Source organism: Corallincola luteus (genome assembly GCF_004336975.1).
Classification (GTDB): domain Bacteria; phylum Pseudomonadota; class Gammaproteobacteria; order Enterobacterales; family Neiellaceae; genus Corallincola; species Corallincola holothuriorum.
On the sequence record NZ_SJXE01000011.1, the window covers coordinates 68,699 to 92,537 of the forward strand.

The 23,839-nt window shown below is 48.8% G+C and carries 23 protein-coding genes and 1 pseudogene; 2 read left to right on the forward strand and 22 right to left on the reverse strand.

Features of this window, described 5'->3' with window-relative positions; genetic code table 11:
* Positions 1–126 precede the first annotated feature (126 nt).
* The 11 genes and pseudogenes from ndk to trmJ form a co-directional block, all read right to left on the reverse strand.
* The gene (gene ndk, locus EZV61_RS16955) at positions 127–558 is read right to left on the reverse strand and encodes a nucleoside-diphosphate kinase (protein ID WP_114338915.1); all 432 of its coding nucleotides are present in this window, start codon (positions 556–558) and stop codon (positions 127–129) included.
* 140 nt (positions 559–698) lie between these two features.
* The gene (iscX, locus tag EZV61_RS16960) at positions 699–899 is read right to left on the reverse strand and encodes a Fe-S cluster assembly protein IscX (RefSeq protein WP_131417146.1); all 201 of its coding nucleotides are present in this window, start codon (positions 897–899) and stop codon (positions 699–701) included.
* A gap of 42 nt (positions 900–941) precedes the next feature.
* The gene (gene fdx / locus EZV61_RS16965) at positions 942–1,280 is read right to left on the reverse strand and encodes an ISC system 2Fe-2S type ferredoxin (RefSeq protein ID WP_131417148.1); all 339 of its coding nucleotides are present in this window, start codon (positions 1,278–1,280) and stop codon (positions 942–944) included.
* A gap of 4 nt (positions 1,281–1,284) precedes the next feature.
* On the reverse strand, positions 1,285–3,165 hold the full coding sequence (gene hscA / locus EZV61_RS16970; RefSeq protein ID WP_131417150.1) for a Fe-S protein assembly chaperone HscA: 1,881 nt from the start codon (positions 3,163–3,165) through the stop codon (positions 1,285–1,287).
* Positions 3,166–3,188: 23 nt separating this feature from the next.
* Positions 3,189–3,713: a co-chaperone HscB gene (hscB, locus tag EZV61_RS16975; RefSeq protein ID WP_114338911.1), complete on the reverse strand. Its 525-nt coding sequence runs from the start codon at positions 3,711–3,713 to the stop codon at positions 3,189–3,191.
* A gap of 5 nt (positions 3,714–3,718) precedes the next feature.
* Positions 3,719–4,042: an iron-sulfur cluster assembly protein IscA gene (gene iscA, locus EZV61_RS16980; RefSeq protein WP_114338910.1), complete on the reverse strand. Its 324-nt coding sequence runs from the start codon at positions 4,040–4,042 to the stop codon at positions 3,719–3,721.
* A gap of 22 nt (positions 4,043–4,064) precedes the next feature.
* A complete protein-coding gene (gene iscU, locus EZV61_RS16985) occupies positions 4,065–4,448 on the reverse strand; it encodes a Fe-S cluster assembly scaffold IscU (RefSeq protein ID WP_114338909.1) in 384 nt (127 codons plus the stop codon).
* Positions 4,449–4,482: 34 nt separating this feature from the next.
* Complete coding sequence (locus EZV61_RS16990; protein ID WP_114338908.1) at positions 4,483–5,697, reverse strand: IscS subfamily cysteine desulfurase; 1,215 nt, start codon at positions 5,695–5,697, stop codon at positions 4,483–4,485.
* Positions 5,698–5,740: 43 nt separating this feature from the next.
* The gene (iscR, locus tag EZV61_RS16995) at positions 5,741–6,226 is read right to left on the reverse strand and encodes a Fe-S cluster assembly transcriptional regulator IscR (RefSeq protein ID WP_114338907.1); all 486 of its coding nucleotides are present in this window, start codon (positions 6,224–6,226) and stop codon (positions 5,741–5,743) included.
* A gap of 91 nt (positions 6,227–6,317) precedes the next feature.
* A pseudogene (gene cysE / locus EZV61_RS17000) lies at positions 6,318–7,142 on the reverse strand (serine O-acetyltransferase); the annotation flags it as partial.
* Positions 7,143–7,198: 56 nt separating this feature from the next.
* Positions 7,199–7,924, reverse strand: a complete 726-nt coding sequence (trmJ, locus tag EZV61_RS17005) for a tRNA (cytosine(32)/uridine(32)-2'-O)-methyltransferase TrmJ (protein ID WP_114338905.1) — start codon at positions 7,922–7,924, stop codon at positions 7,199–7,201.
* A gap of 142 nt (positions 7,925–8,066) precedes the next feature.
* Here trmJ and suhB point away from each other — a divergent pair, with 142 nt between their 5' ends.
* On the forward strand, positions 8,067–8,870 hold the full coding sequence (gene suhB, locus EZV61_RS17010) for an inositol-1-monophosphatase (RefSeq protein WP_114338904.1): 804 nt from the start codon (positions 8,067–8,069) through the stop codon (positions 8,868–8,870).
* 463 nt (positions 8,871–9,333) lie between these two features.
* Entirely contained in the window at positions 9,334–9,744 is a 411-nt protein-coding gene (locus EZV61_RS17015) for a hypothetical protein (protein ID WP_131417152.1), read from the forward strand.
* 82 nt (positions 9,745–9,826) lie between these two features.
* On the opposite strand, the gene secF is transcribed toward EZV61_RS17015, so the two are convergent.
* From secF to grpE, 11 genes are all read right to left on the reverse strand, one after another.
* On the reverse strand, positions 9,827–10,777 hold the full coding sequence (secF, locus tag EZV61_RS17020) for a protein translocase subunit SecF (RefSeq protein ID WP_114338902.1): 951 nt from the start codon (positions 10,775–10,777) through the stop codon (positions 9,827–9,829).
* Between the two features lie 11 nt (positions 10,778–10,788).
* Entirely contained in the window at positions 10,789–12,636 is a 1,848-nt protein-coding gene (gene secD, locus EZV61_RS17025; RefSeq protein ID WP_130567527.1) for a protein translocase subunit SecD, read from the reverse strand.
* Positions 12,637–12,659: 23 nt separating this feature from the next.
* The gene (gene yajC / locus EZV61_RS17030; RefSeq protein ID WP_114338900.1) at positions 12,660–12,989 is read right to left on the reverse strand and encodes a preprotein translocase subunit YajC; all 330 of its coding nucleotides are present in this window, start codon (positions 12,987–12,989) and stop codon (positions 12,660–12,662) included.
* 58 nt (positions 12,990–13,047) lie between these two features.
* Positions 13,048–14,172 (reverse strand): tRNA guanosine(34) transglycosylase Tgt, encoded by a 1,125-nt coding sequence (gene tgt, locus EZV61_RS17035; RefSeq protein WP_114339047.1) that lies wholly within the window; start codon positions 14,170–14,172, stop codon positions 13,048–13,050.
* An 83-nt stretch (positions 14,173–14,255) separates the two neighbouring features.
* A complete protein-coding gene (gene queA / locus EZV61_RS17040; RefSeq protein ID WP_114338899.1) occupies positions 14,256–15,302 on the reverse strand; it encodes a tRNA preQ1(34) S-adenosylmethionine ribosyltransferase-isomerase QueA in 1,047 nt (348 codons plus the stop codon).
* 63 nt (positions 15,303–15,365) lie between these two features.
* On the reverse strand, positions 15,366–16,994 hold the full coding sequence (locus tag EZV61_RS17045) for a trypsin-like serine protease (protein WP_131417154.1): 1,629 nt from the start codon (positions 16,992–16,994) through the stop codon (positions 15,366–15,368).
* A gap of 615 nt (positions 16,995–17,609) precedes the next feature.
* Complete coding sequence (locus EZV61_RS17050) at positions 17,610–18,419, reverse strand: M48 family metallopeptidase (protein ID WP_114338897.1); 810 nt, start codon at positions 18,417–18,419, stop codon at positions 17,610–17,612.
* Positions 18,420–18,573: 154 nt separating this feature from the next.
* The gene (locus EZV61_RS17055; RefSeq protein WP_130567522.1) at positions 18,574–19,488 is read right to left on the reverse strand and encodes a DMT family transporter; all 915 of its coding nucleotides are present in this window, start codon (positions 19,486–19,488) and stop codon (positions 18,574–18,576) included.
* A gap of 305 nt (positions 19,489–19,793) precedes the next feature.
* Positions 19,794–20,915 (reverse strand): molecular chaperone DnaJ, encoded by a 1,122-nt coding sequence (gene dnaJ, locus EZV61_RS17060; RefSeq protein ID WP_131417156.1) that lies wholly within the window; start codon positions 20,913–20,915, stop codon positions 19,794–19,796.
* A 98-nt stretch (positions 20,916–21,013) separates the two neighbouring features.
* Positions 21,014–22,933 carry a molecular chaperone DnaK gene (dnaK, locus tag EZV61_RS17065; RefSeq protein ID WP_114338894.1) on the reverse strand — a complete coding sequence of 640 codons (1,920 nt, stop codon included), beginning with the start codon at positions 22,931–22,933 and terminating at the stop codon, positions 21,014–21,016.
* Between the two features lie 221 nt (positions 22,934–23,154).
* Positions 23,155–23,766 carry a nucleotide exchange factor GrpE gene (grpE, locus tag EZV61_RS17070; RefSeq protein ID WP_131417158.1) on the reverse strand — a complete coding sequence of 204 codons (612 nt, stop codon included), beginning with the start codon at positions 23,764–23,766 and terminating at the stop codon, positions 23,155–23,157.
* Positions 23,767–23,839 lie beyond the last annotated feature (73 nt).

Here is a 23,839-nt window from a genome sequence, read left to right on the forward strand (position 1 = left end):
ATCGCCGTCGGTGCTCAGCACTGATGACATCTAACGCGGCCGCGCATTGTACGTTTTTTAGCCGCTTTTTACTACTAACAAATGAAAAGGGGGCCTAAGCCCCCTTTTGCCAGCCCTCGTTATCCATTAACGAGTGCGTGGGCAGATTTCGTCATCACTGAAGAAATAGGCAATTTCTCTCGCCGCTGATTCTGGAGCATCAGAGCCGTGAACTGCATTCTCTCTCATCTCAGTCGCGTAGTCCGCGCGCAGAGTGCCGGCCAATGCATCCGCAGGATTAGTTGCGCCCATGATCTCACGGTTACGAGATACCGCGTCTTCACCTTCAAGTACCTGAACCATCAACGGACCAGAGGTCATAAACTCAACCAATGGAGCGAAAAAAGGACGCCCTTTATGTTCAGCGTAAAAGCCTTCGGCCTGCTCTTTGCTCAGGTGAAGCATCTTTGAAGCAATAATTTTTAAACCCGCGGTCTCAAAACGATGATAGATAGCACCGATATTGTTATCTGCGACTGCGTTCGGTTTGACGATAGAAAAAGTGCGCTGTAATGCCATGTTAGCTTTCCCAAAGTTAGAGTGGTCCAGTCAGTGGGCTCTTTTGTTTTGACGCGCGGATTATATGTGAGAGAGCACTGCTCGACAATGGAACGAAAGCGGATCATGGTGCGCTATTTCACATCATGAAATCAAGTTAACTAGTCCGCTTCTTCAATCCATGCCATCTGGATCGCTTCAAGCACTCGCTCGCCGCAATGCCCAGCCTCATCATCAAATTCATCCAACGCAATTACCCACTCTCTCAGCTCGGTAAATCTGACTTGCGTTGGATCCACATCTGGATGCAATTCAACCAACTCAATGGCGATATCCAGACTGTCAGTCCACTTTAATCCCATCTTCGCAACCTTGGCTAACTAGCGCAAATATAAACGACTAAATTAATGGCGTTCAGACACCATATTTACCGTGTACTTGGGTATTTCAACCACCAAGTCTTCATCTTCCATCACTACCTGACAGCTTAAACGAGACTCAGGCTCCAACCCCCACGCTTTGTCTAACAAGTCATCTTCCAGCTCGTCGCTTGGCTCGAGAGAGTCAAACCCCTCGCGCACAATGACGTGGCAAGTCGTGCAGGCACAAGATTTTTCGCAGGCGTGCTCAATGTCGATACCATTCCGTAACGCAGCATCCAGTACGGTTACGCCCTCTTCTGCTTCCACTTCCATCCCCTCCGGACATAACTCTTCATGGGGGAGAAAAATAATCTTCGGCATCTCTTTAAACCTTATCTACTGAATCAATTGCTTTACCAGTCAGCGCCTTACGGATCGATTGGTCCATTCTGCGGGAAGCAAAATCTTGACTCAGACTATCCATTTTCTCAATAGCCCGTTTTATTGCTTCAGGACAACTCCCTTCAGCGCTAAGGGACAGTGCATTTAGCCCTTCAATGATCAACTGTTTTTCGCCATCAGCAAGTAGCGCATCACCGTCAGCTAATAGTGCAGCGTGCAAAGACTCAGCCACACGCTTAGCTTCGACACGTTGCTCCGCCAGCATGCGCGCCTGCATATCTTCCTCTGCATGCTCCATAGACGATTTGATCATCGTGGCGATCTCATTATCACTCAGCCCATAAGAGGGCTTTATCTGAATGGAAGCTTTCTTGCCTGTAGACTTTTCCATCGCTGTCACGGATAACAAGCCATCGGCATCCACTTGGAAAGTAATGCGAATATGTGCGGCGCCAGCGGCCATCGGCGGTAGGTCACGTAATTCAAAGCGCGCTAATGAACGGCAATCACTCACCAGTTCACGTTCGCCCTGCACCACGTGAATAGCCATGGCGGTTTGGCCATCTTTAAACGTAGTAAACTCTTGCGCGCGAGCAACAGGGATGGTGGTATTTCTGGGAATCACTTTCTCCACCAGTCCGCCCATAGTCTCAAGTCCAAGAGACAATGGTGTAACGTCCAGCAGTAACATATCAGAATCAGGTTTGTTACCTGCAAGGATATCAGCTTGTATCGCTGCACCTACCGCCACTACTTTATCTGGATCAATGGATGTGAGCGGTTGGCGACCAAAGAAACCTCCCACCTGCTGACGAACCAGAGGCACGCGGGTGGAACCGCCCACCATCACCACTTCAATAACCTCATCAGTGGTCACTTGCGCATCGCGCATTGCCCGGCGGCTGACCTGAATGGTTCGTTTTACCAGTGGTGCGATTAGCGCCTCAAACTCGGTACGGGTGATCTCACCTTGCCACTGCTTATCGCCATCAAGTGACAGCGTAACGGAAGCGTTCTCTGCATGACTTAACTGCTCTTTACAGTCGCGACACACATGCATCAGTTCGCGCTTTAAGCGCGCCGAAGTTTGATCATCTGTTATCCCAGCCAGCCGACTAATATGCTCAGCTAACAGATGATCGAGATCGTCGCCTCCCAATTGCGAGTCGCCGGCGGTGGCGAGCACCTCGAAGACGCCTCGGCTTAGACGAAGGATGGAAATATCGAAAGTGCCGCCACCAAGATCATATACGGCAATAATGCCCTCTTGGCCCACATCTAATCCATAAGCAATACTGGCAGCGGTTGGCTCATTGAGTAAACGAAGCACTTTTAGCCCGGCCAACTCAGCGGCATCTTTGGTGCCCTGACGTTGCGCATCATCAAAATAGGCTGGCACGGTGATCACCGCGCCTTCGAGCTCGCCGCCTAGCGCATCAACTGCACGTAACTTAAGACGCTTGAGAATTTCAGCCGACACTTCAACAGGGTTCACCATGCCTTGTGTCGTTTCAATGCTGACTAAGCCATTTTCGGTCTTGCCGAACTGGTAGGGAGAATGCGGATAATGGGCAAGCACTTCGTCCAATGTACGCCCTAGAAAGCGTTTTACAGAAACGATGGTGTTTTCCGGATCCGCACTGGCGTTCCGATACGCATCTGCACCGACATTAATACTATCGGCCATGTAATGAACAACCGAAGGTAACATGGCTTGGCCTAGTTCATCTAGCAGAGGCTCTGCCAGACCACTGCGCACTGTCGCAACCAAAGAGTTTGTGGTACCAAGATCGATACCAACGGCCAACTTTTTCTGATGAGGTTCAGGGCTTAAGCCTGGTTCAGCTATCTGCAGTAGTGCCATGGATCCAATTTACTTATGATGAGTTAAAAATCAATCAGAGCGTCTTCCAGCTCAGCGAGTTCATCGTTCAATTTGTAGAAGAATTTTAGCCGTCTGACTTCATCAGCGACATCGGCATAGTCCCCTTTAGCTGGGGCATCAAGCGCCTCACCGATACGCGCAAGGTAACGCGTTATCTCTGCATCAACGTCTGACTGCATTGCCAGCAAACTGTCCATATCCTGGTTCGCTTTGATATCGTCAAGCTGCTCTCTAAACTCCATCTGCTGCATTAAAAATGCAGTATCAGAAAAGCTCTTTTGCTCTGACTTTAGGTCATGACCAGCCGTTGAGAGCATATAAACAGCCCGAGACAACGGGTGCTTCAGGGTTTGATAGGCGTCATTGATATGGGCTGAGCGCTGCAGAGCGATCCGTTTATCCTGCTCACTGGCCGCGCCAAAACGATCAGGATGTACGGCACTCTGAAGCTTACGAAACGTCTCCGACAGTTGCGCGGATTTGACGTCAAAACGGTGCGGCAGATCAAATAGCTCGAAATAATCCATGATGATTAAACGGTAAAGCTCTCACCACAGCCGCACTCATCCTTCACGTTAGGGTTGGTAAATTCAAACCCTTCGTTCAGCCCCTCTTTGACAAAATCTAGCTGGGTACCATCAAGATACAGCAAACTCTTTTTATCAACGATGATAGTCACCCCCTGCTCCTCAAAGGTCTCGTCACCTTCCTGAAGTTCATCAACGAACTCCAGAACATAAGCGAGACCGGAGCATCCGGTGGTTTTCACACCCAAGCGCAAGCCCAGGCCTTTACCACGATTTTTTAAAAACGTGGTGACGCGCTCTGCGGCCGCATCGGTCATGGTTATTGCCATAGCGGTAAATACCTCTTGCTACTTAGGCGCTGTGCTTCTGTTTGTAATCATCAATCGCGGCTTTAATCGCATCTTCAGCCAAAATTGAACAGTGGATCTTCACTGGTGGTAAGGCCAACTCTTCAGCGATGGTGGTATTTTTAATCTCACCGGCTTCATCAAGGGTTTTACCTTTCACCCACTCTGTTACCAGAGAGCTTGACGCAATTGCGCTGCCACAACCATAAGTCTTGAACTTGGCATCTTCGATAACGCCCTGTTCAGAGATCTTAAGTTGCAACTTCATTACGTCGCCACAAGCGGGGGCGCCAACCATACCGGTAGCAACATTTGGATCATTCTTATCGAATGAACCGACGTTACGCGGGTTTTCATAATGATCGATTACTTTATCACTGTAAGCCATTGTAATAACTCCTTTGCCCTAAGGACATAAACCTTTAGTGGTGTGCCCACTCAACTTTTTCCAGATCGACACCGTCTTTAAACATCTCCCAAAGCGGAGACATCTCACGGAGACGACCGATGGCGTCGTGGATCACCTTCAGTGCGTAGTCAACCTCTTCCTCAGTAGAGAAGCGGCCAAGACTGAAACGGATTGAGCTATGTGCTAATTCGTCATTGAGCCCCAACGCACGGAGTACGTACGATGGTTCTAGGCTGGCAGAGGTACAGGCTGATCCAGAAGACACGGCAAGATCTTTCAGTGCCATGATCAGTGACTCGCCTTCGACGAAATTAAAACTAATATTCAAATTACCGGCAACGCGATGCTCCAAGTCACCGTTAAGATAGACCTCATCAATATCTTGAACACCATTCCATAAGCGTTCACGCAAACCCATCAAGCGCTCGTTTTCCGCCACCATCTCTTCTTTAGCAATACGGAACGCTTCGCCCATACCAACAATCTGATGCACAGGTAATGTACCTGAACGCATACCGCGCTCATGGCCGCCACCATGGATCTGGGATTCGATACGGATACGTGGTTTACGACGCACATACAATGCGCCAATCCCTTTAGGACCGTAGGTTTTATGGGCAGAAAATGACATCAAGTCCACTTTCAGGTTTTGCAAATCAATCTTGACTTTACCTGTGCTTTGGGCGGCATCAACGTGGAAAATAATCTTACGTTCGCGACACATCTCACCGATAGTCGCAATATCCTGGATCACGCCGATTTCGTTATTAACGTGCATCACAGATACCAGCACTGTGTCATCGCGCATCGCGGATGCCAACTTATTCAAGTCAACCAAACCGTTGCTTTCGACATCAAGGTAAGTCACTTCGAAACCTTCTCGCTCCAACTGGCGACAAGTATCAAGCACAGCTTTATGCTCGGTCTTCAGGGTAATGATGTGCTTACCCTTCTTGCTATAGAAGTGAGCAGCGCCTTTAATCCCTAGATTATTTGACTCTGTCGCACCCGAGGTAAAAACAATTTCTCGGGGATCGGCATTCACTAGCTCTGCTATCTGGTTGCGAGCAATATCAACCAACTCTTCTGCCTGCCAACCAAAACGGTGTGAGCGTGAGGCAGGGTTCCCGAAACACCCATCCAAGGTCAGACACTCAGCCATTTTTGTTGCAACACGAGGATCCACCGGCGTAGTGGCTGAATAATCCAGATAAATAGGAAGCTTCATTATTGTCTCCAGTGACAACCGCCCTATGCTAGGCAGCTAAAATTCAAACTTGGCAATTAACACTAATCTTGCGACCCTTCAGCGTCGGAGAAAGGCCATTCTCCTGCCGACGTGCCACATCTTTAATTTCATTTTGAGCAACCAGCTCTCCCAATGTGATGCCATTGAGGAAGCCACTGATACGGTCACTCAATTCACACCAAAGGGAGTGTGTCAGGCACTGATTTCCTTCCTGACAATCGCCCTTACCCTGGCAGCGAGTGGCATCCACTGATTCATCCACAGCACTGATAACCATGCCAACAGCAATAGCATCCGCTTCTTGTCCAAGCAGATAACCGCCTCCAGGACCGCGTACACTGTTAACTAAGCCATGTTTACGTAACTTCGAGAACAGCTGTTCGAGGTAGGATAAAGAGATCCCCTGACGTTCGGAGATATCAGCCAGCGGCACTGGCCCCTGCTGAGTATGCAGCGCCACATCCAACATGGCGGTTACGGCATAGCGTCCTTTCGAAGTTAGTCTCATGATCACATACCAATTGTGTTACTATTTGATTTTGATCATCACATACCCGACCATTAAGGTCAAGTATTTAACCAACCGTTTTACTCAAGTATTAAATACTCGGGTCGAATGCATCTCTTTCTTGCTTACGCTCAAGCGCTGCTTTCTGCTCATCTTCAGCAAACGCTTCGATCTCCAATTCAGGCAGATCTTTCACCTTTACCTCACAATTCATTGCCACCAGCGCCTTACTCAATTCGCCCATACGCTTATCCATCAAGTGCATGTGGTCAAGCATTTGGCCGATCGCATTGGCGACAGGATCGGGGTTATCTGGAGAGACAGCGTAAGCGTCAAAGCCATACTGCTGCGCCAGCTCACTACGCTTAGCGTGCTTCTCCTTCATCGCTTCTTTGCACTTGGCTGGAACCACTTCGCGACCAGGAATGCCAACCACGGTCGCTTCCGGATTAACCGTTTTCACAACCACGGCGTTAGAGCCCACTCGCGCGCCGGTACACACGGTTATTGGACCAAGTACTTTGGCACCGGCACCAACCACCACATTATCTTCTAAGGTTGGGTGGCGTTTACCCGCATTCCAGCTGGTTCCCCCAAGAGTCACACCATGATAGAGGGTACAGTCATTGCCAATCTCAGCGGTTTCACCGATCACAATCCCCATGCCATGATCGATAAAAAAGCGTCGACCAATGGTCGCCCCTGGGTGGATCTCAATTCCAGTAATGAAACGGCTAAATGATGAGACAGTGCGTCCTAGCCAAAACAAACGGCGGCTCCAAAACCAATGCCCTAGACGGTGCAACCAGATGGCATGCAGCCCAGGATAGTTGGTCAGTACTTCAAAGGCATTGCGTGCCGCGGGATCCCGTTCAAACACACAATTGATGTCTTCTTTAATCCTTTGAAACATCTGCTTAGCGTCCTCGCAAAGTTACTCTTGATTTATCTCAGGACCGGCACTGGCGCAAATTACTTACGTGCCGCTTTCTGCACGGAAGACAACACACCCCGAAGCATATTTAACTCCTGCGCTTCTGGTCGCGCACGATTAAACAAGCGACGCAGCTTAGTTAATACGGTACCCGGATGTTGGGGCACAATAAATCCTGTATCTTTCAGTGCTTGTTCAAGGTGTTGATAAAAGCCTTCCATCTCGTTCGCTAAAGGATACTCCAGCTCACTCGCCTGCTTTTGCGGTGCCTGGGCCGAAGCCAGCATCGCCATCCTTACTTCATAACATAACACCTGCACTGCCATCGCTAAGTTCAGTGCGCTGTAGTCAGGATTGGCAGGAATATGGACGTGAAAGTTGCACTGCTGCAGCTCTTCATTGGTCAAACCGCTGCTTTCACGACCAAATACCAAAGCAACAGGGTGTTTCTGTGATTCGACAAAAACTTTCTCGCCACATTCACGCGGCTCAAGCATTGGCCAACTGTGGGTGCGTGAACGGGCACTTGCGCCAATCACCAAACCACAATCGTTAATCGCTTCATCTAAAGAGCCTACGATTTTGGCAGAATGAACGATGTCGCTCGCGCCAGCAGCCAGCGCGGTTGCTTTGCCATCAGGCTCAGATTCAGGATTCACCAAATAGAGCTCGCTTAAGCCCATGGTTTTCATTGCCCGCGCCGCGGATCCCATGTTTCCTGTATGCGAAGTGCTTATCAGCACGATGCGGATATTGTCCAGCATCTTAGTGTTCTCAAACTAGCGAAAAAAAGGAGCGAAAGTGTACCATAGAGAGAGTAAAATGGCAGGAATCATTGCCTGTTCTGGCCGCTCTGCTATAATCCGCCCGCTTTTCCTTGTTCTTTGACAGAAGTGGTAACCGGCTATGCATCCCATGCTGAACATCGCTGTGCGCGCTGCGCGCAGTGCAGGTAATATTATTTGTCGTGCTTATGAACAGCTCGACTTGGTCGAAGCTGAGCAGAAATCTAGCAATGACTTCGTAACAAACGTCGATCGTGAAGCGGAAGCAGCGATCGTCCATGCCATTCTCAAAGCCTACCCAGATCATCAGATCATCGGCGAAGAGAGCGGCATTCATGGAAGTGCGGACTCCGATTACCAATGGATCATCGATCCTCTCGATGGCACCACCAACTTTTTGCGCGGCGTGCCACACTTTTCTGTCTCTATCGCCCTGAAGGTCAAAGGCAGCCTAGATCAAGCGCTGGTCTTTGATCCTATGCGCAATGAACTATTCACCGCCAGCCGTGGTGCGGGTGCCCAGCTGAATGGTTACCGTCTGCGCTGCAGCAATGCCAAAGAGTTAACAGGCACACTATTAGCAACAGGCTTTCCATTTAAACAGAAGCATTATCTGGAAAATTACCTGAATATTTTCACCACCTTCTTCAACCAAGCCGCCGATATTCGTCGCGCAGGCTCGGCCGCATTGGATCTCGCCTATGTTGCTGCAGGTCGCTACGACGGTTTTTGGGAAATTGGCCTCAAGCCATGGGATACCGCTGCAGGCGAACTGTTAGTGAAAGAAGCGGGCGGACTGGTCTTAGACTTTACTGGTGGCCATAATCATGTCGAAAGTGGCAACGTGGTTGCGGGTAGTCCAAAAGTTGTCAAAGATATGCTGCAGGGAATGCGCCCCCATTTGACACCCGCACTTAGCCGGTAATTTTTCAGCCTTATTTAGACAAAAGCCCGCTACCAAGCGGGCTTTTTTTGTTTCATCCGCCCAATACCCCATTACCAATGGGGTTTCTGCACTCCTGCATAAAGCACACCACTATAGTAACCGTCAACTGAAGGGTAAACTGCGCGTCAATTTCGTTTGCCACGGCTGTAGTAACCAATTGACAGATCAGACCAGCACATTAACCACAGATATATTGTGGTTTACTGCTTAATCACTTAGTTTTGCTTCATATTGTAAAAAAACCTTTTAACTCAATGGATTAATAAGTTTTTCTAAGTGAAATGTTTATTAACAATTAATTTTTCTAATGAATAACCATAAGTTAGAAGAAATAACGAATATAGATTCATAGATTTTTACATTCCGTGTGGAGCTTTAATACCGTTTTAGAGCCAGTATTCACATACGCCTGATCACTAAGCAGGCGTTAGGAGATGAAATAATGAAAAACACAAGGATCCCGCTGGTACTTCTCGCCACAGTTTTTGCAGCATCGGTGGCAAACGCAGAGCCGGCAGTGCAGAGATATGAAGTTGTCCTTCACCAAGAGCAAGTTAGAGATGTGGTCAGAGTGCAGACTGAGCAAACTCTTTTGGAGATGGATTATCAACTGGATAAAGATGTGATCGTACAATCTAAGCGAGCAATTGCAGAGGTCATTGAACAGCAGACCGAGATTGCTTTAGTAGAGCTGGACGATCAATTGGCACAAGATGTTTTTGTGCAATCCAGTGATGCACTGAGTGATATGTCAGATGACCCTGGTCTACAGCCGTATGCCATCGCAGAAGCCATGGAGCAGCACCCTGAGCGCTTTACTGCATTGCACAGGCCAGCAACAACTGTAGAGTAAGCCAGTAAGTGAGTAAGCAAATTAAAAGGGGGCCTAACGGCCCCCTTTTTTATCGAGATAACATCAGATAAGTAGCTGACAGCTACATCATCATAGGATCCTGATCAGCACCCTCTTTCTCGACTTCAGTTGGCATCAGATCTTCACGACTAATACCTAGGCCCATAGCGATAGTGCTGGCCACGTAAATGGAGCTGTATGTACCCACCAATACACCACACAACAATGCTGTCGCAAAGCCGTGAATCGATGCACCACCGAGGTAGAACAAAGCGATCAACACTAATAGCGTAGTCAACGAGGTGATCACGGTACGTGACATGGTTTGTGTGAGTGAGATATTGATAATCTCCTCCACTTCGCCTTTACGCACCTTGCGGAAGTTTTCACGGATCCGGTCCATCACCACGATAGTATCGTTAAGTGAGTAACCAATCACCGCCAAGATCGCCGCTAATACCGTGGTATCAAACTCCAGCTTAAACAGTGAGAACACGCCTAACGTAATTATCACGTCATGGGCCAATGCCGCAACGGCCCCCAGTGCTAAACGCCATTCAAAGCGCATCGTGACATAAGCAAGAATACAGAGCAGTGCCACCAAGGTCGCCAAGCCACCCGTTTCACGCAGTTCAGCCCCGATCGTCGGACCGATAAAGTCAATACGATGCAACTCAAACGTACCGACATCACTGGCTCTCAAACCCGCCACTAAGTCATCAGCGACTTTAGCCGCATCGATGCCATCACGTGGTGTCATACGAATAACAACATCACGGCTAGAGCCAAAATGTTGCACCACAGCATCAGCAAAATTATTGGCTTCCAATACGGTACGGATCGCAGGGATATCTGCCGGTTGCTCAAAACCCAACTCCACCAAGGTACCACCGGTGAAATCCAGGCCCCAATTCAAACGGTTCACAGACAATATGGCGATAGAGCCGACCACCAGTATCAATGACACCCAACGGAATAATCCGCGGAATGCCATAAACTGGACTGTGTCTTTAAAATTTAATAGCTGAAACATCTCATCAACTCCTAGATTGGCAGCTTAGCCAGTTTCTTGCCGCCCCAGGCCAAATTAACAATGGCGCGGGTGCCAACAATGGCAGTAAACATGGATGTAGCGATACCAACCGCCAGCGTGACAGCAAACCCTTGGATCGGGCCGCTACCAATCGCCATCAGAATCAACGCCGTGATAAACGTGGTGATGTTCGCATCTGCAATAGTAGAAAACGCGTTGTCATAACCGTAATGGATAGCCTGTTGCGGTGAACGCCCCTCTTTCAGCTCTTCGCGTATACGTTCGAAAATAAGTACATTAGCGTCCACCGCCATACCTACTGTCAAAACGATACCCGCCATACCCGGCAGTGTTAGGGTGGCTCCTAACAGAGACATCACAGCGACAATCAAAACCAAGTTGGCGATAAGCGCCATGTTGGCAACAATGCCAAACTTGCGATAATAGGCCAACATAAACAGTACAACGGCAACAAAACCCCACAGGATCGCCTGTGTACCTGCATCAATGTTCTGCTTACCTAAGCTTGGGCCAATAGTTCGCTCTTCAACGATACTGATCGGTGCTATCAATGCGCCAGCGCGCAATAGCAGTGCTAGGTTATGTGCTTCCTGGGGCGAATCGATACCAGTGATACGGAAGTTACGGCCCAAACGAGTTTGGATGTTCGCCGCATTGATTACCTCTTCAGTTTTCACCAAGATCTGCTTACCATCTTTATCGACGCGGCCGGATGGCTGGTACTCAATAAACACGGTCGCCATCAACTTGCCGACATTATCTTTACTGAACTTCGACATCTTGCCGCCGCCGCTAGAGTCAAGGCTGATATTTACCTGAGGCCGACCATATTCATCCGAGCCAGAACCGGCATCAGTGATATGGGCACCATCAAGAATAATTCGCTTCTCTAACAAGTAGGGACGACCACTGCGGTCTTGCAGCAATTGTGTACCGGCTGGTACACGACCTTCCAACGCATCACGGACATCATGCTTTTCATCTACTTTGCGGAATTCAAGGGTGGCTGTTTTACCCAAGATCTCTTTCGCTTGCGCGGTATCTTGCACACCCGGCAGTTCAACCACGATACGGTCGGCGCCTTGGCGCTGTACCAGTGGCTCAGCTACACCCAAGGCATTAACCCGGTTACGCAAAATAACGATGTTTTGCTGCACAGCATATTCGCGCTGCTCTTTCAGCATCTGTTCGCTCATGGTAGTGCGTAGCGACATGCCATCCGCACCTTCAAAGAAGGTCAGATCGCGAAACTTGGCAGACAGTAAATCTTCACCACGCTCCACATCTTCGGCTTTACGGAAACGGACAACAACACCCTGTCCAGCCACTTGCCGAACAGAAGCGCCATACACCTTCTCTTCTCGCAGCAAACTACGGAAGTCTGCCACCATACTCTCTTCAGCTTTCGCCACCACCGACTTCATATCCACTTCCATCAGGAAGTGAACACCGCCACGCAGGTCGAGACCCAGCTTCATTGGGTTCCCACCAATGCCTTTCAACCATTCAGGTTGAGCTGAAGCCAGGTTAAGCGCGACTACGTATTTGGCGCCAAGCGCCTGAGTAACCGCGTCCTGAGCCGTTCGTTGGTCTTCTTCTTTGGTCAAACGTACCAACAAACGCCCCTCTTCATTCGAGAGGCCACGGTAAGCGATATCGTTCTGCTCTAAGGTTTGCTTAACATCAAGCAGTACCTGTTCATCTATTTCAGCACCACGCTGAGCAGATACCTGAATAGCGAAATCTTCACCATACAGGTTTGCCACGGCGTAGAGCGCCCCGATGCCGAGGACAAACATCAGCATCAGGTATTTCCACAATGGGTAACGATTTAACACGCAACGATTCCTTGCGTTGAAAATTACAGGGACTTCAGCGTGCCTTTAGGCAAGATCGCGGAAACAGCAGACTTCTGAACAGTCACATCCATATTGTCAGCCAATGAGATGACAATGAACTCTTTCTCATCAGAGACTTTGGCTACTTTGCCAACAATACCACCCTGGGTCAGCACTTCGTCGCCTTTGCCCAACGCAGACATCAGGTTCTTATGCTCTTTCACGCGCTTGGCTTGAGGACGATAGATCATGAAATAGAAGATTGCAGCGAAGATCACCAACATGATGATCATATCCCAACCACCAGCTTGCGGTTGTGCGCCTGGAGCAGCGTAAGCATTTGCGATAAACATTGTGGATTTTCCTTAGGTTATTTCTAATGCAAAATTTTCTTTTATATGGGGCCAATTATCAGTCTTTCAACTCTGGAACCGGCATTGAGCGTTTGGCATAAAATTCTGTGACGAAGTCGTCTAATTTACCCTGCTCAATTGCTCCGCGTAAACCTTCCATCACCCGCTGATAAAAGCGCAAGTTATGAATAGTGTTCAAACGAGCACCGAGGATCTCGTTACAGCGATCAAGGTGATGCAGATAAGCACGGCTATAATTCTTACAGGTGTAACAGTCACAGGTCGGATCCAGTGGGCCCGTATCTGTCTTATGCACAGCGTTGCGAATTTTTATCACACCATCGTCAACAAACAGATGTCCATTACGCGCATTTCTGGTCGGCATCACACAATCAAACATATCGATACCACGACGCACCCCTTCCACCAGATCTTCTGGCTTACCGACACCCATCAGGTAGCGGGGTTTATCCTCAGGGATCTTAGGCACGATATATTCCAGCACTTTGTGCATCTCTTCTTTCGGCTCACCCACGGCCAGGCCACCGACCGCATAACCGTCAAACCCTACTGCCATCAAGCCTTCCAACGACTGGTCACGAAGATCTTCGTAGATCCCCCCCTGGATGATGCCAAACAGGGCATTGGGATTATTCGCCTCATCGAAACGATTACGGCTGCGCGCCGCCCAACGCAACGAAAGCTCCATCGATGTTTTAGCTTGCTCGTGGGTCGCAGGGTATGGTGTACATTCGTCAAAGATCATGACGATATCGGAACCGAGGGAGTACTGTACATCCATCGATGTTTCAGGATCGAGAAAGATTTTGTCACCATTAATTGGATGACGGAAATGCACACCTTCCTCAGTGATCTTCCGAATATCACCCAAACTGAATACCTGAAAACCGCCAGAGTCGGTCAATATGGGGCCCTGCCACTGCATAAAGTCATGCAGATCACCGTGGGCTTCCATGATCTCAACACCGGGACGCAGCCACAGATGAAAGGTATTTCCCAAAAGGATCTGAGCCCCACTATCCGCGACCTCTTCCGGCGTCATCCCCTTTACCGTACCGTAGGTGCCCACAGGCATAAACGCAGGGGTTTCAACCGTGCCGCGTTCAAACACTAAACGACCACGGCGAGCACGGCCATCGGTACCCAGTAACTCATATTGCATTTTCATAGTGACTCCGCCACCGGAAATACAGTCCGGCGCTGATTAAACAGTAAGTGAATAGCCGCTCATAGTAACAAAAATCACTACGGCTTGCGGGTAACAAACATGGCATCGCCATAACTAAAGAAACGGTACTTTTCTGCAACCGCCTCAGCATAAGCATTCATCACCGCATCGTATCCGGCAAAGGCACTGACCAGCATGATCAATGTCGATTCCGGTAAATGAAAGTTGGTCACCATGGCATCAATAATCTGAAAAGAATAACCAGGGTAGATAAAGATATCGGTTTCACCGGCGAACGGCTGCAGTTGCTCATGACCTGCAGCAATCGATGCTTGCGCAGCGCTTTCAAGTGAGCGCACAGAGGTGGTTCCCACAGCGATCACCCGCTTGCCTGCTGCTTTGGTGGCCAATATTTTTGCCACCACATCGTCAGACACTTCAGCATACTCGCTATGCATCTTATGCTCGGTGACTTGATCAACGCGAACCGGTTGAAACGTACCAGCGCCGACATGCAGAGTCACAAAAGCCTGTTCAACGCCCTTTTCTTGCAAACGTTGCAATATGGCGTCATCAAAATGCAAGCCTGCGGTAGGCGCCGCAACCGCACCTGGCTTTTGGTTATATACGGTTTGATAACGTTCACGATCGGCGCCTTCATCCGGACGATCGATATAGGGAGGGAGCGGCATGTGACCGTATTGCTCCAACCATTCTAAAACCGTTTTAGCGGGATCAAATTCAAGTTCAAATAACGCATCATCACGTCCTAACATCTCCACTTTGATCTGATCTTCAAGCAGGAGTTGTGCGCCAGCTTTAGGGGATTTTGAACTTCGAACATGAGCTAGAACGCGGTGGTCATCAAGGATCCGCTCCACCAACACTTCAATTTTACCACCGCTGGATTTACAGCCATGGAGGCGTGCGGGGATCACTCGGGTATTATTAAAAACAACCAGATCACCGGGCTCAACTAAGGATTCAATATCAGTGAATTGGCGATGATGCACTGCACCGTCGGTGCCTTCCAAATGCAGTAAGCGGCTGGCGGTCCGATCAGCCATCGGATAACGAGCAATCAGCTCATCTGGCAATTCAAAATGAAAATCAGAAACCTGCACCCAACACCTCAACGTGACGCCGATATAAATGAGGCGCTAGTCTATGGATGCAGGCAGCAGGGATCAAGGTTTTGCGCGTTTAAACCAACTTAAAGCGAGCAAGCTGAATAAGCTAAGTAAGCCTATGGGGCCACCACCACCGCCGCCGTCACTATCAACGGGATCGGTAATTATCGGAGGATCAATAACTTGCCCTTCGGGTGTGAACACGACGTCAGCAATGATGCCGGTACCATCACCCGAAGAAACAAATTCAATCGTGACCGGCACCCCAGGAGTCAACGTCGTCACCACTGAGCGCCAACTATCTAAAGAGATCAAAGCACTCTCTAAATCACCGGGCTGCTGATACAAATTAAGCATCTGCAGCGATTGGCTATCCCCTTCTAGCCGCCAGCTGAACGTGAGCTGCCCCGCTTCAGCAGACATCACCATCAAAGCAGCACTTCCTGACGCTATAGAAGAAAAGCTGGCAGTAAGTGAGTCACCGCCGGCTGGGCCTGCCACACCACTATCCCGCCAACTCCGATCACCACCGTTGAACCAGCGTAATTCGCTCTGTTCAAAGGCGCCGTCAAACGTGTCTTCAGGTAAAACTTGCGCAATAACTTCACTGTCATAGCTTTGCTGATTGGTTGTTATCTGCAGATCTGTATTCTGCTGACCGGCAGATTGCGGATTAGCCGTGATCTGTAGCTGACAAGTGGTGTTAGCGCTCAGTTCACCCAGGCAGTTTTGAGAAAGTTGAAATTCGCTGGCATCATCAGTCACTATGCTATTAATTAGCAGAGCATCCGTGCCGTTGTTGACCAAAGGTACGCTAACCTGCTGCGGGATCCCATGAGCAATAAACGGCATTCTCACCGGATTGCTGACACTAAAGCCTGTGATCGTGGAATCAATCCAATCATTGTAATTAGCTACTCGCGTATACACCCCAGGAGAGCCAACATCACAGCCAAGTCCCCAGCTAACAATGCCATATTGCACCGCCTGATCGCCTTCTCCTTCATATAAAGGGCCACCACTGTCGCCGCTACATGAATCGATACCAACATCCCCGCCAGCACAGATCATATTATCGGTTACCCAACCTGACGGAAATTCACTGCGGCATAACGAGGTAGCTAGATAGGGGAGCACCGCACTTTGCAGGCGATCGCTCGCCTCACCACTATCCGGATCAGTGATCCCGTAGCCTACCAAGTTGAGAGGAAACTGATTACTTAGCGTATTGGTTTCGGATTGTGATGCGCGTGCTATTTGTGGGCTATTGGAAAAACTAGACAGGTGTAATAAGGCAATATCATTATCTAAACTTGTACCGTTAAAATCTTGCCCAATCAGCACTTGATCAACTTTAAACTGATCACTGCGGCGTTGTGCTTGCAAATTCTCAATTCCAAGCACAACCACTATCTCTAGAGGCTGCGCGTTATCAACACAATGTGCAGCGGTCATTACCCACCCAGGTGCGATCAGCGTACCGCCACAGATATGGGATGGGATGAATATGTTATCTGCCCCCTGAGGCAGAAACTGCACGCTGGCCATCCATTCCGTGGCGCCTATTTCAGAGGGTACACCGCCCACCACTTTTGCTTGCGGTAATTCCACAGCATTGCTGCTTGTTGCAAAAACAAAACTGCAAAGCAACGCAGGAAAAAGAAAACGGCGAGAATAACAAGTCATCAATCTGTATTCCTGTTCAATTTCATTTAAGTAAAGCAGAACGAATGCTTTTACGATACATCAATAGTGGACAGATCAAACTTCAAGCTCTCAAAAACTGAACAACTAGAAAGCGGCCTCATCTTATATCGCCATTTCGTTGACTCTCAAACATCAACTGACAAGCGTCAGGCAAAGACAAGGTGAAAATAAATTACACAAAATCTCAAAACAGCTTGTTTAAAGTGATTTAGATCAAACAAAAACACTCCATACACCCAGCGAAGTAATATTATTTCGTAATTAAATTACTAAACAGGTTGATTTGTGAAGAAGATCACATTAATATTCCTCCATCGAAACGAATTACTTCAACAGCCACTAGTTAAGGAGATCACCATGTTGAATTTATACGATCTCGTCGCGCTGAAAACTTTGCTCAGCGGTCGTGATACCAAGCAGCAGAGACCTGCTCCGGTAACTAAGCGTTACCACTTTTCCTGGACCCGTTAATCACGGCTCTGTGAACAAGTTTTGTTGTTAGCCAAGTCCTTTGTGTTTTTAGCGGGCAATGCCCCGTCTGTTATATACAGATCCTCTACCTTTGGTAGAGGATTTTTTTTTGCCTGCTAACAACTACAAACGGCATTTAGGGTTAAGCCCCTTATTATGCGCTTTCGCTGCAATACCCTGAGCTCTGGACATATTTGACTCAAGATCAGCAATTCGTGTGTCATGGGAGGGATGCGTAGAGAAAAATTCAGGCGGTTGACCACTGCTAGCTTTCGCCATATTCCGCCACAGCGCCACGCTTTGAGTCGGGTCAAAGCCTGCTTGTGCCATCAGATCCAAACCAATCACATCCGACTCAGACTCCTGGGTACGACTGTAAGGCAGCATCACGCCCACCTGTACACCAAGCCCTAGCGCCGCCATCCACATTGCTGAGTCGTCCGAATCCGATGCGGCAATCGCTGCGCCAGCCACAGCCATGGTTACCCCAGCCAGTTGATTGTGAGTTAACCGTTCGTTACTGTGATCAGCCATAACATGCCCCACCTCATGGCCGATAACCGCAGCCAGTTGGTCCTGATTTTGCGCTATTTTAAGCAAACCGGTATAAACCCCAATTTTGCCTCCAGGCAGTGCAAAAGCATTCGCTTGCTCACTATCAAACACAACCACTTCCCACCCAGCTTGATGATACTGTTGTGGTACTTGCGCAGTGATATGACGCGCCACACACTGCACATAGCGGTTAAGGCTACTGTCGCCAGAAATTTTCTCTTGCTGTTTGATCTGCTCAAACGACTGTCCGCCCAGAGAGGACATCTCTTGATCAGAGTAGAGCAATATTTGATCGCGCCCTGTCGGCGAAGCGGTACAAGCGGCCAAAACCGCAATAGCGCACAATGAAACGGCGCTTTTCGTTATGGAAATAGACATAAAGCGTATCCCTACTTAACTACACATCAGAATATAGCGGCTAGTGTAACGACTCAGTCCGCACTGCGGAATACGCATTAAATCCCAAAAGATTGAAGCGCTTCCAATAAATAGAGGAAGCGCACTCTTTCTTTAGGCATTCTGCTAACGGTGGCTAAGAAGCACGACCAGAACTAAAGCGCAGTCGATAACGCCACACTCGGCCACCAAACTGGTAACAGCTAAAACCGGAAAGGATCAGCGCCGTGCCGATCCAAACATCTATCGACAATGATTCACCATTGAGCAAGTTACCTAGCAAAAGAGCCAACACAGGCGTAATTAGAGGGATCAAGGCCACCTGCGTCGCTTCAATTCTGGCCAACACATAAAAATACACAAACGAACCAAACACAGACGAGATAACCCCAAGATAGACAGTCGAATAAATAGCTCGTTCACCGATTTCATCAGGCCAGGTCTGACCCGTTATGAACCAGGTCAAGAGAAACAACAGCGCAGCCACCCAAGTCCCGCCGGTAGTGATCGCCATACCGGAAACGGCTTTGCCGCCAACGCCCGCGAAACGCTTCACCAGTACGGTGCTCAAACTAAATGCGGCCACACCAAGTAGCAAAACGACAATCCCCCAAACCGTTTCCGATCCCATCTCTATCGCAGAGCCAAACACAACCACTAGTCCGATAATACCCAATGCGGTACCCAACAGCTTTGCTGGCGTGAATGCCCTCTCACCCAGCAACTTAGCCGCAAACAACCCAGTAAAGATCGACGTAAAGCCGAATATCACCGACAACCAGCCTGATGGCATTAATTGCGCGGCCCAATAACTGGCTGACATACTCACATAACAGCCGACACCAGCAGCCAGATAGCTGTTTCTAGCCGCATCCGACCAAGGTAATCGAAATCTGAATAGCTGCTGCACGATGAGCGCGGTGACAGCAGCCAATGTCAGGCGTGCAGTCACACCGAATAGGAATCCACTGCCTTCACCACTCCAGCTAATGGCCAGTGGTGTTGTGGCCCAAAGTAAAACAATACCCAAATAAGCGGCCTGTACTGACATGACTGACTCCCTTTATGTCCAAAAAACAAAAAAGGCCGCAGTTTTTAGCTGCGGCCCCTGATAACTAACGAATTTGGATACTAGCTTCGTCGTCTACCCTTGACCGCACAGGCGCGTTTCGCCCACACACAGCGGTGTAGCGAAATATCTTGGGTGACGTTTACAAAGCTAAGATTCAACATAAGACTAATAACCCGTTAGTGGAGAAGTAAGAATGCGCTTGGTGCTAACGACTTGCAACCCTGAAGAAAAAACAAAAGCCACGACAATGCGTGGCTTTGAAAGTTAAATATGTAACGATGGCTTTACGACGTCAGATCATCGAAGAAGCGCTTAACCCCTTCAAAGAAGCCCGTCTCTTTCGGCTTATGCTTATCTGATGCCTTAAAGCTCTCATCCAATTCTGACAATAACTCTTTTTGCTTAGATGTTAGCTTCACCGGTGTTTCCACCACGGCTTTACACATCAAATCACCCACGGCGCCACCGCGGACAGACTTAACGCCTTTACCGCGCATACGGAACATACGGCCAGTTTGGGTTTCAGATGGCACCTTCAATACCACTCGACCATCCAAGGTCGGCACTTCAATTTCGCCACCCAAGGCGGCTTGAGCAAAGCTAATCGGCACTTCGCAATAAAGGTTGCTACCATCACGAACAAAGAATTCGTGATCTTTGACATGCATCTGCACATAAAGATCGCCCGCTGGTGCGCCGTGTTCTCCGGCTTCACCTTCACCAGAAAGGCGAATGCGATCACCAGTATCTACGCCGGCAGGGATCTTCACAGACAAGGTCTTCGTCTTCTGTACCCGGCCATCACCGTGACAACTGCCACAAGCTTCATCGATAACTTTACCGCGGCCGCGACAAGTTGGGCAGGTTTGCTGCACAGCAAAGAACCCCTGCCGCATCTGCACTTGCCCTTGACCATGACAAGTGCCACAGGTCTTCGGCGAGGTGCCAGGTTTAGCGCCCGAACCATCGCAGGTTTCACAACCTACCCAGGTCGGTACTTGAATTTCGCGAGAGATACCGCGAACAGCCTCTTCCAGCGTCAACTCCATGGTGTAACGCAAATCAGCACCACGTTGGGCTTGACGGCCACCACCACGACGGCCACCACCAAAGATATCACCAAACACATCACCGAAAATATCAGAGAAGTCAGCACCACCATGACCGCCGCCACGATTAGGATCTACGCCTGCATGACCAAACTGATCATAGGCCTGACGTTTTTGCTCATCAGTCAGCACTTCCGCCGCTTCATTGGCTTCTTTGAACTTCTCTTCAGCCGCTTTATCGCCCGGATTTTTATCTGGATGGAACTTCATTGCCAGACGTTTGTAGGCCTTTTTAATCTCGCGTTCGGTGGCGTTTTTACTGACACCGAGCACTTCGTAATAATCGCGTTTAGACATACTTTGACCGCTAATTCAATGTGGCTTTGTTACAGACAAACACGGGCGTTAGTTACCCAACGCCCGTGTCCTTTTAAGTAATGACCTGTGAGGGCGAATTACTTTTTGTCGTCTTTGACTTCTTCAAACTCAGCGTCAACAACATCGTCGTCTTGCGCAGCAGTGTTTTCACTACCGCCTTCCGCAGATTGTGCTTCCGCTTGTGCTTTCGCCTGAGCCAGCTCCATCAACTTGCTTGATGCTTCCATCAAAGCCTGAGACTTGGCTTCAATATCAGCCTTATCTTCACCCTTGATAGCCGCTTCCAGTTCAGTTAACGCTGCTTCAACTTTCTCTTTCTCGTCGGCAGGCAATTCTTCACCCAGCTCTTCGATCTGCTTACGAGTTGCGTGAACCAAAGCATCAGCTTGGTTACGTGCAGCTACCAGCTCTTCAAATTTCTTGTCTGCTTCAGCATTGGCCTCAGCATCACGTACCATGCTTTCGATCTCATCATCAGACAAACCAGAGGAAGCCTTGATGGTGATCTTCTGCTCTTTACCTGTGTCTTTATCTTTCGCAGACACATGCAAGATACCGTCAGCATCGACGTCAAATGAAACTTCAATCTGTGGTGTACCGCGCATCGCTGGGCGAATACCTTCCAGATTAAACTGGCCGAGAGATTTGTTATCAGCCGCACGCTTACGCTCACCCTGGATAACATGCACGGTCACCGCAGACTGGTTGTCTTCAGCCGTTGAGAAAGTCTGTGACTTCTTGCTTGGCACGGTGGTGTTCTTCTCGATCAGTGGTGTCATTACACCACCCATGGTTTCGATACCCAAAGAGAGTGGTGTCACATCAAGCAAGAGAATGTCTTTTACATCACCGCCCAATACACCGCCCTGAATAGCAGCACCTACGGCAACCGCTTCATCCGGGTTCACATCTTTACGAGGCTCTTTACCGAAGAAATCAGACACGGCTTTCTGTACCGCTGGCATACGCGTCTGACCACCAACCATGATCACGTCATTCACATCACCCACTGACAGATCCGCATCTTTCAGAGCGATCTTCAAAGGCTCTAAAGTACGCTTGATCATATCTTCAACCAAAGATTCCAGCTTGGCGCGGGTCACTTTGATATTGAGGTGCTTAGGCCCAGAGGCATCAGCAGTGATATAAGGCAAGTTTACTTCGGTCTGCTGCGCAGAGGACAATTCAATCTTGGCCTTTTCAGCAGCTTCCTTCAGGCGCTGCATAGCCAATGGGTCCTGACGCAGATCGAAGCCCTGCTCCTTCTTAAACTCATCAACCAGGTAGTTGATCAAACGGTTATCAAAATCTTCACCACCCAAGTGGGTGTCACCGTTAGTCGCCAACACTTCAAACGTGTGCTCGCCATCAGCTTCATCAATCTCAATAATAGAGATATCGAACGTACCACCACCTAAGTCATAAACAGCGATGATGTTATCACCCTGCTTTTTGTCCATACCGTATGCCAAAGCGGCAGCAGTTGGTTCGTTGATGATGCGTTTAACATCCAGACCCGCAATACGACCGGCGTCTTTGGTTGCCTGACGCTGAGAATCGTTGAAGTAAGCAGGAACAGTAATAACCGCTTCAGTTACCGCTTCACCAAGGTAATCTTCTGCAGTTTTCTTCATCTTTTTCAGAATTTCTGCAGATACCTGAGGAGCAGCCATTTTTTCGCCATGCGCTTCAACCCATGCATCACCATTGTCAGCTTTGACAATCTTGTAAGGCATGATAGCCACATCGCGTTGAACTTCGTCATCTTCAAAACGACGACCGATCAGGCGCTTAATAGCAAACAGAGTGTTCTGTGGGTTAGTAACAGACTGACGCTTTGCAGGCTGACCAACCAAAATCTCATCGCCGGTATAAGCGATAACAGAAGGGGTTGTACGATCACCTTCAGCATTTTCAATAACTCGTGGTGTGCCGCCGTCTAAAACAGCCACACAAGAGTTTGTGGTGCCGAGGTCAATCCCGATGATTTTACCCATTTGTACGTTCTCCAACAAAAACCTGTACATTTCATTGCTAACAAAGGTGGGGTCGTTGAAACCCTTTTCAAGCGTAGGGTGAAATTTTTTTTCACTTTCTTACAGAAACAAAAAAAAACAACAGCAAAACAGTTTGTTAACAAGGTTTATTGATTAAGCTTCAAACATAAAAAAAGCCGCCCATGCGACTTTTTTGTCAGAAATTTAAGGTTTATCGCCGATTAAGCTTCTGTATCGATGCCGCTGGCCGGCGCTTTAGCAACCATCACCATGGCTGGACGTAACAGGCGTCCATTTAGCTCATAACCTTTTTGCATCACCAGCATCACGGTATTTGGCGCATGATCAGGGCTCTCTTGCATTGACATCGCCTGATGCTGTTCAGGATTGAAAGTCTGACCCACAGGGTCTAGCTGGACAACGCCATGCTTAGCAACAGCATCCATCAACCCTTTCATGGTCAACTCGACACCTTCAATCATCGGCTTGATGGCATCGTTTTCAGCATCAGCGAGCTGTAAGCCTCTTTCCAGGTTATCGATGACGCTTAACATGTCGCCAGCAAATTTCTCAAGAGCAAACTTACGGGCTTTCTCGCTGTCTTGCGCGGCGCGACGGCGTGCATTGTCCGCTTCTGCCATCGCTCGCAATACAGATTCTTGCTGTTCTTCTACCTTAGCGTTAGACGCAGCCAAAGCAGCTTCCAACTCAGCTATACGCTCTTCAGCACTCAGCAATTGACCTTCCTCTGCTTCTACTTCAGCAGCGGGTTCAACTTGCTCAATCGTCTGCTCAACCACTTCTTGATCTGACGGGGTGTTCTTATCGCTCATAAAATCTCCAGAAAAGCCGTTTCATACCCTCGGCTTGAGGCTGCTGACTATTATGGGGATTGATCGCTTTGTT

Coding starts and splice junctions, on each gene's coding strand:
- EZV61_RS17055 (WP_130567522.1), bottom strand. CDS start 19,488: ATGTCAGTACAGGCCGCTTATTTGGGTATTGTTTTACTTTGGGCCACA.
- dnaJ (WP_131417156.1), bottom strand. CDS start 20,915: ATGTCTAAACGCGATTATTACGAAGTGCTCGGTGTCAGTAAAAACGCC.
- iscX (WP_131417146.1), bottom strand. CDS start 899: ATGGGATTAAAGTGGACTGACAGTCTGGATATCGCCATTGAGTTGGTT.
- EZV61_RS17045 (WP_131417154.1), bottom strand. CDS start 16,994: ATGACTTGTTATTCTCGCCGTTTTCTTTTTCCTGCGTTGCTTTGCAGT.
- EZV61_RS16990 (WP_114338908.1), bottom strand. CDS start 5,697: ATGAAGCTTCCTATTTATCTGGATTATTCAGCCACTACGCCGGTGGAT.
- iscU (WP_114338909.1), bottom strand. CDS start 4,448: ATGGCTTACAGTGATAAAGTAATCGATCATTATGAAAACCCGCGTAAC.
- dnaK (WP_114338894.1), bottom strand. CDS start 22,933: ATGGGTAAAATCATCGGGATTGACCTCGGCACCACAAACTCTTGTGTG.
- yajC (WP_114338900.1), bottom strand. CDS start 12,989: ATGTTTATCGCAAATGCTTACGCTGCTCCAGGCGCACAACCGCAAGCT.
- fdx (WP_131417148.1), bottom strand. CDS start 1,280: ATGCCGAAGATTATTTTTCTCCCCCATGAAGAGTTATGTCCGGAGGGG.
- EZV61_RS17050 (WP_114338897.1), bottom strand. CDS start 18,419: ATGTCTATTTCCATAACGAAAAGCGCCGTTTCATTGTGCGCTATTGCG.
- ndk (WP_114338915.1), bottom strand. CDS start 558: ATGGCATTACAGCGCACTTTTTCTATCGTCAAACCGAACGCAGTCGCA.
- EZV61_RS17015 (WP_131417152.1), top strand. CDS start 9,334: ATGAAAAACACAAGGATCCCGCTGGTACTTCTCGCCACAGTTTTTGCA.
- secF (WP_114338902.1), bottom strand. CDS start 10,777: ATGTTTCAGCTATTAAATTTTAAAGACACAGTCCAGTTTATGGCATTC.
- suhB (WP_114338904.1), top strand. CDS start 8,067: ATGCATCCCATGCTGAACATCGCTGTGCGCGCTGCGCGCAGTGCAGGT.
- tgt (WP_114339047.1), bottom strand. CDS start 14,172: ATGCAATATGAGTTACTGGGTACCGATGGCCGTGCTCGCCGTGGTCGT.
- iscA (WP_114338910.1), bottom strand. CDS start 4,042: ATGGCAATAACCATGACCGATGCGGCCGCAGAGCGCGTCACCACGTTT.
- trmJ (WP_114338905.1), bottom strand. CDS start 7,924: ATGCTGGACAATATCCGCATCGTGCTGATAAGCACTTCGCATACAGGA.
- hscA (WP_131417150.1), bottom strand. CDS start 3,165: ATGGCACTACTGCAGATAGCTGAACCAGGCTTAAGCCCTGAACCTCAT.
- iscR (WP_114338907.1), bottom strand. CDS start 6,226: ATGAGACTAACTTCGAAAGGACGCTATGCCGTAACCGCCATGTTGGAT.
- grpE (WP_131417158.1), bottom strand. CDS start 23,766: ATGAGCGATAAGAACACCCCGTCAGATCAAGAAGTGGTTGAGCAGACG.
- hscB (WP_114338911.1), bottom strand. CDS start 3,713: ATGGATTATTTCGAGCTATTTGATCTGCCGCACCGTTTTGACGTCAAA.